Here is an 11,303-nt window from a genome sequence, read left to right on the forward strand (position 1 = left end):
TCCTCTCCCCGCCTCAGAGTGATGGACGACGATGAACGGCAACAGCCCGCAGGACCGGGACGAACTTCTCGTAACGGGTATCCCACCAGCCGCGGAACGGGTGCCGCGCCCGCTGACGGACCCCTCGGCGGATCCCGTCACCGAGACGAAAACGTTAACGGCCGCGGCTCCCGTCTTCGTCGACGCGTCCGGATGGCGGTCGCGCCTGGGGCGGCGGCTGGGCCTGCTCACCGGTTCCCTCCTCATCGTGTTCCTGGGCGCGCTGGGGCTCGGTATGACGACGGGAACCGATGTGCCGTTGACGCCATGGAGCGACCCGTCCCCGCACCCGCGTGTGAAGGTGAGCCAACCCCAGGCCAAACCGACCCCGACGGAGAGGTCCGAATCGCCCGCCGCCGGTAGGGCGACACCCAGCAGCAGGGGCGCGGCACCGGCTCCCCCTGCGACGCCCAGGCCGTCGTCTGCGTCGGCGACCACACCGGCGGGGGCCGCGTCCACTAGCCATCCCGGCAGGTCCACGGCGGAGCCCCCGGCATGGGGACGCAACAACACCAAGAAGAAGAGCCCCTGACCGTGCGACGCAGCGAACCGCGGGGCCACTGGATCCTGCTCCTGCTCGGCGGGCTGGCGCTCGCCGTGCTCCTCCTGCTGGACGGCTTCGCGAACGGAGCCCTGGGTGAGGCGCCCAGGGACGAGCCGACGAACCCCGTCCAGGCTCCCTCCCAGGCCCTCACCGGCGGGCCCGTGCTGAACCTCGCGGACGCCACCCCGCGCAGCCGCCGCATGCCGCCGAAGACGATCGCGCTGACCTTCGACGACGGCCCCGACCCCGAGTGGACGCCGCGGATCCTGGACGTCCTGCGCCGCCACGACGCTCGCGCGACGTTCTTCACGGTCGGCGCGCGCGTCGCGGAGAACCCGGCGCTGACCCGCCGGATCCTTCGCGAGGGCCACGAGATCGGCTCGCACACGTACACGCACGCCGACCTCGCCACCGCGCCCGCGTGGCGCGGGCGCCTGGAGATGGACCTCACGCAGCGGGCGCTGGCGGGCGCGGCCGGCGTCCACACCCGGCTGATGCGGATGCCGTACTCGTCCCGCCCGGACGGCCTGACGGCGCCGGAGTGGCGGGCGGCCGAGCGGGCCGGTGCGGCCGGGTACATCGTCGTCCTCACCGACCGCGACACCGAGGACTGGGCGCGGCCCGGCACCGACGCGATCGTGCGGACGGCGCTGGCGGCGGAGCGGCGCGGCGAGGGCGCGGTGGTGATGCTGCACGACTCGGGCGGCGACCGGACCGAGACCGTCGCGGCCGTCGAGCGGATCCTCGCCCGGCTCCAGCCGCAGGGGTACCGCTTCACGACGGTCACCGAGGCGCTCGGCATGCCCGCGGCGGAGGTCGGCGTGCCCGCCCGCGAGAAGGCCGTCGGCTGGACGCTGGTCGCCGCGCAGCGCGCCGCGTCCGCGCTCACCGGGACGATGGGCGCCCTGTTCGCCGTCGCCGGGCTCCTCTACGTGCTGCGGCTGATCCTGCTGCTGGTGTTCGCGCACGTCCACATACGGCGCGTCCGCCGGCCGGGCCCGCCCCCCATGCCGGACATCGGGGAGCCGGGGGAGCTGCCGCCCGATCCGTTCCCGCCCGTGTCGGTGATCGTCCCCGCCTACAACGAGGAGGCGGGCATCGCGGCGACCGTCGCGTCGCTTCTGGACACCGACTATCCGGGCAGCGTCGAGGTGATCGTGGTGGACGACGGCTCCGCCGACCGCACCGCCGAGATCGTCGAGGACCTCGGCCTGCCGGGCGTCCACCTGATCCGCAAGCCGAACGGCGGCAAGCCGAGCGCGCTCAACGCCGGCCTGTTCGTGGCCAGGGCCGACATCATGGTGCTCGTGGACGGCGACACCGTCTTCCAGCGCGACACCCTGCGGCACCTCGTCGCGCCGTTCACGGACCCGAGGGTGGGCGCGGTCAGCGGCAACACCAAGGTCGCGAACCGGGGCGGCATCCTCGGACGCTGGCAGCACATCGAGTACGTCATCGGCTTCAACCTCGACCGGCGCATGTTCGACGTCCTGCAGTGCATGCCGACCGTGCCCGGCGCGATCGGCGCCTTCCGGAGGAAGGTCCTGGCCGAGGTGGGGTGCGTCCCAGACGACACTCTGGCCGAGGACACCGACCTCACCATGGCGATATGCCGCACCGGCGCGCGCGTGGTGTACGAGGAGAAGGCCATCGCCTGGACGGAGGCGCCGTCGTCCCTCAGGCAGCTGTGGAGGCAGCGCTACCGCTGGTGCTACGGGACGATGCAGGCGATGTGGAAGCACCGCCGCTCCCTCATCGAAGGCGGCGGCTCGGGACGCTTCGGCCGCCGCTGCCTCCCCTACCTGACGGTGTTCCAGGTGCTGCTTCCGCTGTTCGCGCCCGCCGTGGACCTGTTCGCCCTGTTCGGCTTGGTCTTCCTTGACCCGACCCTGCCCGTCCTCACCTGGACGGCGTTCGTCGCCGCGCAGGCCGCCGCCGGCGCCTACGCCCTATGGCTGGACGGCGAATCCGTCCGTCCGCTGTGGGCACTGCCGCTCCAGCAGTTCGTCTACCGGCAGCTCATGTACCTGGTGGTCGTCCAGTCCGTGGTCACCGCGCTGCTGGGGTCGCGCCTGGGCTGGCACACGATCCGGCGTACCGGGACCTTCGCGGAGGGCCGGGAACAATCCTGGGGACCCGTCGGTTACACCTGATGGCCGATGTGCCTGGTGTCCCCGGGCCTCACCTATTGCCTTCACGGAATACCGTTCGGCTGGAGCCGTGTTGTGCCTTTCGCCGAGAGGCGACCCGCACATCGGCCGCACGACCAGGACCCCGCCGGGTCTCCCGACCCGGCGGGGTCTGGTCATTTCGGGGTGATGTCCAGGTCAGGGAGGGTCTGGGGCAGACTGACGGCCATGAGTCTCGCCGCACATCTGGAAGAACTCGGCCGTCCCCTCGTGGAGGAGCAGCTCAAGCACCCCACCGTGGCGGGCATCGCCCAAGGGAACCTTGACGAGGCCGTATTCCGCTCGTGGCTCGAACAGGACTACCTCTACCTGCACGACTACGTGCGCGTGTTCTCCCGCCTCGCCTGGCAGGCCCCCGACGCCCATCTAGGCGACCTTGTAGACCTCGCCTACTCGACCTTCCACGACGAGATGGAGCTGCACCGCTCCCTCTCGGCTGAGTTCAACGCCGACCTGGACGGCGCCAAGAAGGGCCCCGCCTGCGTCGCCTACACCTCGTTCCTGCTGGAGAGCGCCGCCGACTATGACGAGGGCCTCGCCGCCCTGTACCCCTGCATGTGGGGCTACTCCACGCTCGGGCAGCGGCTCGCCGAGAACCCGCCGTCCGAGCCGCGCTACCGCCGCTGGGTCGACACCTACGCCGACCCCGGCTTCGCCGAGCTGACCGCCCGCATCGCGCAGATGATCGACGAGTCCGGGGCGGACACGGAGACGGCCGAGCGCTTCTTCCTGGAGGGCATGCGCCACGAACTCGCCTTCTGGGACGTCCCGCTCTAGGCGTCGGCGGCGGCGAGGGCCGGGTAGTCGACGTAGCCCTCGCCGCCTCCGCCGTAGACCAGCCCGGGGATGTGCCGGTTGAGCGGCGCGTCCGCGGCGAAGCGGGCCGGCAGGTCGGGGTTGGAGATGAACAGCCGCCCGAAGGAGAACAGGTCGGCCAGCCCCACCGACACGACCTGCTCGCCGGCCTGCCGCGTCGTCGGCTCCGGCCCGTTGAAGTTCCCGATCAGGGTGCCCGACCAGCGCGGGCGCAGGTCGGCCAGCGCGCCGTAGGCGCCCCGCTCGATGACGTGCAGGTAGGCGAGGCCGAGCGGGTCGAGGGCGTCGACGAGCGCCCGGTAGGTGCCCTGCGGGTCCTCCTCGGCGATCTCGTTCTCCGGGTTGTGCGGGGAGACGCGCAGGCCGACCCGTTCGGGCCCCACCTCGGCGGCCACGGCCTCCACCACGTCCAGCGCGAACCGCAGCCGTCCGTTGCGCGACCCGCCGAAGCGGTCGGTGCGCCGGTTGGTGTTCTCGGCGAGGAACTGCTGGATCAGGTAGCCGTTCGCGCCGTGCACCTCCACGCCGTCGAACCCGGCGCGGATCGCGTTGCGGGCCGCCGCCGCGAAGTCGGCGACCGCCGCCTCCGCCTCGGCGGTGGTCATGGCGCGCGGCGTGACGTGCTCGACGTCGCCTTCGGCGGTGTAGATCGGCTCGCTCTCGATCCGGACGGCGGAGGGGGCGACCGGCGTCGTCCGGTCCGGCAGGTTGAGCGGGTGCGTCATCCGTCCCACGTGCCAGAGCTGGGCGAAGATCGTCCCGCCGGCCGCGTGGACGGCCTCGGTGATCTCGCGCCACCCGGCGACCTGCGCGTCCGTGACCAGTCCGGGGATGCCGGGCCCGCCCTTGCCGAGGACGTGCGGCCACAGCCCCTCGGTGACGATCAGCCCGGCCGACGCGCGCTGCGCGTAGTAGGTGGCGGTCAGCGGGTGCGGGACGCCGGTCACGTCGTCCGCGCGTCCGCGCGTCATCGGCGCCATGACGATCCGGTTGGGCAGCGCGAGGTGCGGGCCTTCGTAGGGGGTCAGCAGCGTGCTGGTCATCGTGTTCACCTTTCGACCGCGACGGCTTCGACTTCGATCCGCCAGTCGGGCTGGGCCAGGGAGCTCACTTCGAGGAGGGTGTCGGCGGGGTAGGGCTCGCTGAGGAACTCCTCGCGGAGCCGGATGACGCCGTCGAGGTCGGCCGCCATGTCCCGGACGAAGATGCCGATCTTCACGACGTCGGTCAGGTCGGCGCCCGCCGCCGCCAGCACCCGCTGGACGTTCCGGAACGCCTGGCGCCCCTGGTCGAGGAAGCCGCCGGGCACCGTCCGCCCCTGCTCGTCGATGCCGGCCTGCCCGGAGACGTAGATGAACCCGTTGGCCCGGATCGCCTGCGAGATCCGGTACGGCTCGTACCAGTCGGGGGTGGTGGCGACGCGTTCGATCATGCCGGACTCCAATTTGCATGTACATGCATGTCTTGTATGTGCATGCAGATATTCGCACTGCATGTAAGCTGGTGTCAACCAGGAAGCGGGTACGGGATGAGCGTGGACGAGAAGGCGCCGGTCACGGCGGACGGTCTGCTCTGGGACGGCGTCGTGACCCTGCACGGGCGCGTCGAGCACCGGCTCTCCAAGGCGCTGCAGGGTCGCCACGGCATCGGCCTGTCGGAGTACCGGGCGCTGTGCCGCCTGTCCCGCGCCGCCGACGGCGAGCTGCGCATGCAGGAGCTGGCCGACCTCATCGGCCTCAACCAGAGCTCCGTCAGCCGCCTGGTCGCCCGGCTGGAGACCGCCGGCCTCACCCGCCGCGACATGTGCCCCAAGGACCGCCGCGGCGTCTACACCGTCATCACCGACGAGGGACGCGCCGTCCACCGGGACGCCGCCCCCACCTACGCCGAGACCCTCACCGCGGCCCTCGACGACGCCGCGGACGACCCGGCGCTCGCGCCCCTGCTGGCCGTCCTGCGCCCCTGACGTCCGAAAACGCCGAAGCGCGCGACCCCTGGACGGGGCCGCGCGCTTCGCGGTTCTGCCTCAGCTCGCGGGTTCTGCCTCAGCCGCCGGCCGCCGGAGCGGCCGCCGCGTCCTGGGAGCCCGTCAGCGGCTTGAACCGCCGCAGGCGCAGGCTGTTGCTGACCACGAAGACCGAGGAGAACGCCATCGCGCCACCGGCGATCATCGGGGTGAGCAGGCCGGTCGCCGCGAGCGGCAGCGCCGCCACGTTGTAGGCGAACGCCCAGAACAGGTTCCCCTTGATCGTGCCGAGCGTGCGGCGCGACAGCCGGATCGCGTCGGCCGCGGCCCGCAGGTCGCCCCGGACGAGCGTCAGGTCGGACGCCTCGATCGCCACGTCCGTCCCGGTGCCCATCGCGAGCCCCAGGTCGGCCTGGGCGAGCGCGGCGGCGTCGTTGACCCCGTCGCCGACCATCGCCACAGTCCGGCCCTCGGACTGCAGGCGCTTGACGACGTCCACCTTGTCCTGCGGCAGGACCTCGGCGATGACCTCCTCGATCCCGACGGCGTCCGCGACCGTGCGGGCCACGGTCTCGTTGTCGCCGGTCAGCAGGACCGGACGCAGCCCGAGCGCCGTCAGCTGCTCGATCGCCTCCCGCGAGGTCGGCTTCACCTGGTCGGCGACCGTGACGACCGCGCGGGCCGCGCCGTCCCAGCCGACCGCGACCGCGGTGCGGCCGAGCGCCTGCGCCTCCGCCATGGCACGCTCCAGCTCGGGCGTGAGGTGCTGCGACCACTCGGCGAGCAGCCGCGGGCGCCCCGCGAGGACGCCGTGGCCGTCCACCATCCCCTGGACGCCGAGGCCCTCGACGTTGGCGAAGTCCTCGACCGTGCCCAGCTCGCCGACCCGGTCGGCCGCGCCGCGCGCGATCGCCTGCGCGATCGGGTGCTCGGACGCGTTCTCCAGCGCCCCCGCCAGCCGGAGCACCTCGTCCTCGGACACCCCCTCGGCCGTGATGACGTCGACCAGGGCCATCTTCCCGGTGGTGACCGTGCCGGTCTTGTCCAGGACGACCGTGTCGATCGCGCGGGTGGACTCCAGCACCTCCGGGCCCTTGATCAGGATGCCGAGCTGCGCGCCGCGTCCCGTCCCGACCATCAGGGCGGTCGGGGTGGCGAGGCCGAGGGCGCACGGGCAGGCGATGATCAGCACGGCGACCGCGGCGGTGAACGCGCCGGCGAGCGGCTCACCGGTGCCGATCCAGAAGCCGAGCGTGCCGATCGCGAGCGCGATCACGATCGGGACGAAGATCCCGGAGATCCGGTCCGCGAGCCGCTGCACCTGCGCCTTGCCGGTCTGCGCCTCCTCCACCAGCCGCGCCATCTGCGCGAGCTGGGTGTCGGCGCCGACCCGGGTCGCGCGGACCAGCAGCCGGCCGCCGGCGTTCACCGTCGCGCCGACCACCGCGTCGCCCGGCCCGACCTCCACCGGGACCGACTCGCCGGTCAGCATGGACGCGTCCACGGCGGACGAGCCCTCCTCGACCGTCCCGTCCGTGGCGATCTTCTCGCCGGGACGGACGACGAACACGTCCCCCGCCGCGAGGCTGTCGACCGGGATCCGCTCCTCGCGGCCGTCCCGGACGACCGAGACCTCCTTGGCGCCGAGCTCCAGCAGGGCGCGCAGGGCGGCGCCGGCGCGGCGCTTGGACCGCGTCTCGAAGTACCGCCCGGCCAGGATGAACATGGTCACGCCGGCCGCGGCCTCGAGGTAGATGTTCATCGACCCGTCGGAGCGGGTCATCGAGAACTCGAAGCCGTGCTTGATCCCGATCTCGCCGGCGGTGCCGAAGAACAGCGCCCACAGCGACCAGCCGAGCGCGGCGATCGTGCCGAGCGAGATCAGCGTGTCCATGGTCGCCGCGCCGTGCCGCAGGTTGATCGCCGCGGCCCGGTGGAACGGCCAGCCCGCGTACACCACGACGGGCGCGGCGAGCGTCAGCGACAGCCACTGCCACGCGTCGAACTGGAGCGCCGGGACCATCGCCATGGCGATGACCGGCACCGACAGCACGACCGAGGTGATCAGCCGCTGCCGCAGCGGGCGGAGCCCGTCGTCCGGCTCCGGCTCGTCCCCGCCCGCGGCGTCCGACCGGGGCGGGGCGGGGAGCTCGGCGCTGTAGCCGGCCTTCTCGACGGTCGCGATCAGCTCGTCCGGGGACACCCCGGGGGCGAACTCGACGCTGGCCTTCTCGGTGGCGTAGTTGACCGTCGCGGTCACGCCGTCCATCTTGTTGAGCTTCTTCTCGATGCGGTTGGCGCACGACGCGCACGTCATCCCGCCGATCGCCAGCTCGATACGCGCGGACTCGATGTCCGTGCTCATCGCTCCTCCTCTGCCTCGATCGAGTGGGACGTTCAGTGCGTGTGCGGCGTGTCGTCGTGCCCCTGCCCCGGCTTCTTCGCAGGTTCCTGCGTGGGCCCGGCGGGGACGGCGGCGCCGCCCGCGTGCACGGTGAACTCCGCCGTGCGGACCTTGTCGCCGTGCTTGAAGTCCAGGTACAGACGGTATGCGCCGCTGCTGGGCGCTTCGGCGAAGAACGTGATGCCGGGGCCCGGCTCCGTCTTCCCGTCACCGGGCTCCCCGTCCGGGTGGACGTGGAGGTAGGCGAGGTCGCCCTGCCGCAGCGCGACCAGGTGGCCGTACGCCTCCAGGTACGGCTGCAGGTCGGTGACCGGCTTGCCGTCCTTGCTCACCGTCAGCGTGAGTTCGGTGGACTTGCCGGGCGTGAGGCCGCCGGTGAGCGCGACCTCGTACCCGTCGACCTTCGCGACCTGCGCGGGCTTCGGCAGCGGCGCCGGCCGGAGGTCGCCCGGGGCGAAGACGTCGGTGCCCAGGGTGAGCTGCCGCGTCGCGCCGTCCGGCTGGATGTCGGTGAAGAACCGGTACACGCCGGGCTCGGGCAGCTCGATCGGGACGCTCCAGACGCCGCCCCCGATCTCGGTCGGGTGCAGGTGCTGGAAGCCGGACAGGTCGCGCTGCGCGACGATCAGGTGCAGCCGCTTGCCGTGCAGGGGCTTGAACCCGGTGACCGGCGTGCCGTCCGGCCCGTTGATGGTGAACCGGAAGTCGGTCTTCTCGCCCGGAGTCACGGTGGTCGTGCGCGGGGTCAGCGTGTAGCCGTCCTCGGAGACCTGGAGGCCGCCGGGGGTGTGGGACGCCCCGCCGCCGTCTCCGCCGCCGTGCCCGCCGCCGTGGCCGTCGCCCTCATGGGACGCCATCTCCGCGGTGCCGCCGACGGGTCCGACCGCCTTGCCGACTCCGGCGGCGCCGCCGAAGACGACGGCGAGGCCCAGGGCGTACACGCCGACCTTGGTCGCGCTGTTCATGCCGATCCACTCCACTCGCTGTTCGTCCGGGCGCGCCCCCCGGGCAGGGGGCGCGCGCCGGTCATGCCTGCAGCTGGTAACCGGCCTCTTCGACGGCGCCCTTGACCTGGGCGTCGTCCAGCGGGGCCTCGCTGGTGACCGTGACCTTGCCGGTCGGGAGGTCGACGTCGACGGCGGTGACGCCGGCGATCTGCTCGACCTCCTCGGTGACCGAGCTCACGCAGTGGCCGCAGGTCATACCGGTGACGGTGTAAGTGGCGGTGCTCATCGGCATCTCCTTCGCTTTTCCGGATATTTACCCCTGGGGGGTATCTTCCGGGCCTCATGCTGCCATAACGCTTCACCTCCTGGCAACCGGTACCCCCTATGGGTTATTTCGAGATCCCGGTCACACCCGCTCCCCAGGGTTTTCCACAGGTGTCCACAGCCCTGTGGACGAACCGCCGGCCGGTTCGCCGATACTGAGGTCATGCCTGAACTACCCGAGGTCGAGGCGCTGGCGGGGTTCCTGCGGGAGCGCGTGGTCGGCCACGCCGTCGCCCGCGTCGATGTTCTCGCCATCTCCGCGCTGAAGACCTATGACCCGCCGGTGACGGCGCTCGGCGGGCTGACCGTCACCGGCGCGTCCCGGCACGGCAAGTTCCTCGACCTGGACGTCGACGGGCTGCACCTCGTCGTCCACCTCGCCCGCGCCGGCTGGCTGCGCTGGCGGGACGAGATCCCCGCGAAGCCCGTCCGGCCCGGCGGCAAGAACCCGCTCGCCCTGCGCGTCCACCTGGACGACGGCTCGGGCTTCGACCTCACCGAGGCGGGCACGAAGAAGGGCCTCGCGGTCTACGTCGTCCGCGACCCGTCGGACGTGCCCGGCGTCGCGACGCTCGGCCCCGACCCGCTGGACGACGCCTTCACCGCCGAGGCGCTCGCCGCGATCGTCGGCGGCAAGCGCACCCAGATCAAGGGCCTGCTGCGCGACCAGAAGGTGATCGCCGGCATCGGCAACGCCTACTCCGACGAGGTCCTGCACGCGGCGAGGATGTCCCCGTTCAAGATCGCCGCCTCGCTGACCGAGGAGGACGTCGCCGTCCTGCACGAGGCGATCGTCACCACGCTGCGGGACGCCGTGGAGCGCTCGCGCGGCCTGGAGGCCCAGGACCTCAAGGGCGAGAAGAAGACCGGCCTCCGGGTGCACGGCAAGGCCGGCCAGAAATGCCCGGTCTGCGGCGACACGATCCGCGAGGTGTCGTTCGCCGACTCGGCGCTCCAGTACTGCCCGACCTGCCAGACCGGCGGCAAGCCGCTGGCCGACCGCCGGATGTCGCGCCTGCTGAAGTGAAACCCCCGGGGAATCCGGCGACCGGGCCCGGCTGGGACCGTCCGGCGGCGTATCGTGTCGCGAGAGAACCCCGGTGATCGTTTCGCTCAGGAGCCGTCATGGGATACCCCCCACCCCCACCCGCCGGTCCCGGCTACGGTCCACCGCACCCCGGCTACGGCGGACACCAGCACGGCGGCGCCCCGCCCGCCCCGCCGTACGCGCCCGGACGTCCCGCCCCCGGCTACGGGCATCCGCCGCAGCACGGCGGCTACCCGCCACAGCAGCAGGCATATCCGCCCCAGGGGTATCCGCAACAGGCCGGATACCCGCCCCAGCAGGCCGGATACCCGCAGCAGCAGATGCCCCAGCAGGCCGCCCCCGACCTCTACGCCTCGCCGATCCTCGTCTACGACCAGCCCGCGCAGTTCTTCTCGACCGAGGCGAACTACACGATCTGGAGCCCGCAGGGGCAACCCTCCGCCTACGTCCGCGAAGAGGGCGTGAGCGGCGCGAAGAAGGCGTTCCGCGTCCTCAACCAGGCGAGCCAGACCAAGGCCGAGCGGAAGCTGACGATCTACCGCCCCGACGGGATGCCGTACTTCCTCTTCTACAAGCCGTACGGCTTCATGGGCACGCCCCAGATGCAGGTGCTCACCCCGCAGGGCGGCCTCATCGGCCACCTACGCAAGCGGGCGCTGCGCGGCTGGGAGATCCTGACCGCGCAGGAGCGGCAGATCGGCTACTACGAGCTGCTGAGCGGCCGCGTCACCGACTGGCAGCAGCAGGAGATCGCCCGCATCCAGCGCGGCTTCGACGGCTATGGCGAGTTCCTGTCGCAGATGTTCACCGGCGCCGACCGCTACGTCCTGCAGATGTACGCGCAGCAGGCGGAGCCGATGCGCACCCTCATCCTGGCCTGCCCCCTCGCCTTCGACACCGCCGTCTCCCAGAACCGCAGCATCGGCGGCTGGATCTAGCCGCATCGGCTGGCGGCGCCGCCCAGGCCCCACGGCGCCGCCACCCGATGCACCTCATCTCCGCGGGAGTGAGCGGAACCTCCCAAGC

Annotated in this window: 10 protein-coding genes; 5 read left to right on the plus strand and 5 right to left on the minus strand. The window is 72.2% G+C overall.

The window, feature by feature from the left end:
- The first annotated feature begins 573 nt into the window (after positions 1-573).
- Both ACGFI1_RS37670 and ACGFI1_RS37675 read left to right on the plus strand, forming a co-directional pair.
- The gene (locus ACGFI1_RS37670) at positions 574-2,736 is read left to right on the plus strand and encodes a bifunctional polysaccharide deacetylase/glycosyltransferase family 2 protein (RefSeq protein ID WP_392792452.1); all 2,163 of its coding nucleotides are present in this window, start codon (positions 574-576) and stop codon (positions 2,734-2,736) included.
- Between the two features lie 204 nt (positions 2,737-2,940).
- Entirely contained in the window at positions 2,941-3,549 is a 609-nt protein-coding gene (locus ACGFI1_RS37675) for a TenA family protein (RefSeq protein ID WP_386875062.1), read from the plus strand.
- Here the strand turns inward: ACGFI1_RS37675 and ACGFI1_RS37680 are convergent.
- Together ACGFI1_RS37680 and ACGFI1_RS37685 are read right to left on the minus strand one after the other, a co-directional pair.
- Positions 3,546-4,631 carry an alkene reductase gene (locus ACGFI1_RS37680; RefSeq protein WP_392792454.1) on the minus strand — a complete coding sequence of 362 codons (1,086 nt, stop codon included), beginning with the start codon at positions 4,629-4,631 and terminating at the stop codon, positions 3,546-3,548. The genes ACGFI1_RS37675 and ACGFI1_RS37680 overlap by 4 nt on opposite strands.
- 5 nt (positions 4,632-4,636) lie before the next feature.
- The gene (locus ACGFI1_RS37685; protein WP_392792457.1) at positions 4,637-5,020 is read right to left on the minus strand and encodes a RidA family protein; all 384 of its coding nucleotides are present in this window, start codon (positions 5,018-5,020) and stop codon (positions 4,637-4,639) included.
- 96 nt (positions 5,021-5,116) lie between these two features.
- Between ACGFI1_RS37685 and ACGFI1_RS37690 the strand changes: the two genes are divergently transcribed.
- Positions 5,117-5,554, plus strand: a complete 438-nt coding sequence (locus ACGFI1_RS37690; RefSeq protein ID WP_364549521.1) for a MarR family winged helix-turn-helix transcriptional regulator — start codon at positions 5,117-5,119, stop codon at positions 5,552-5,554.
- Positions 5,555-5,633: 79 nt separating this feature from the next.
- On the opposite strand, the gene ACGFI1_RS37695 is transcribed toward ACGFI1_RS37690, so the two are convergent.
- The 3 genes from ACGFI1_RS37695 to ACGFI1_RS37705 all read right to left on the minus strand — a co-directional run bounded on the left by ACGFI1_RS37695 (position 5,634) and on the right by ACGFI1_RS37705 (position 9,191).
- Positions 5,634-7,919 carry a heavy metal translocating P-type ATPase gene (locus ACGFI1_RS37695; protein WP_392792459.1) on the minus strand — a complete coding sequence of 762 codons (2,286 nt, stop codon included), beginning with the start codon at positions 7,917-7,919 and terminating at the stop codon, positions 5,634-5,636.
- Positions 7,920-7,951: 32 nt separating this feature from the next.
- On the minus strand, positions 7,952-8,923 hold the full coding sequence (locus tag ACGFI1_RS37700; RefSeq protein ID WP_392792461.1) for a hypothetical protein: 972 nt from the start codon (positions 8,921-8,923) through the stop codon (positions 7,952-7,954).
- Between the two features lie 61 nt (positions 8,924-8,984).
- Entirely contained in the window at positions 8,985-9,191 is a 207-nt protein-coding gene (locus tag ACGFI1_RS37705) for a heavy-metal-associated domain-containing protein (RefSeq protein WP_364549530.1), read from the minus strand.
- 201 nt (positions 9,192-9,392) lie between these two features.
- On the opposite strand from ACGFI1_RS37705, the gene ACGFI1_RS37710 reads away from it, so the two are divergent.
- Both ACGFI1_RS37710 and ACGFI1_RS37715 read left to right on the plus strand, forming a co-directional pair.
- On the plus strand, positions 9,393-10,256 hold the full coding sequence (locus tag ACGFI1_RS37710) for an Fpg/Nei family DNA glycosylase (protein ID WP_386875055.1): 864 nt from the start codon (positions 9,393-9,395) through the stop codon (positions 10,254-10,256).
- A gap of 98 nt (positions 10,257-10,354) precedes the next feature.
- Entirely contained in the window at positions 10,355-11,215 is an 861-nt protein-coding gene (locus ACGFI1_RS37715) for a hypothetical protein (protein ID WP_392792463.1), read from the plus strand.
- Positions 11,216-11,303 lie beyond the last annotated feature (88 nt).

This window comes from Actinomadura geliboluensis (assembly GCF_043197915.1).
Lineage (GTDB): Bacteria > Actinomycetota > Actinomycetes > Streptosporangiales > Streptosporangiaceae > Spirillospora > Spirillospora geliboluensis.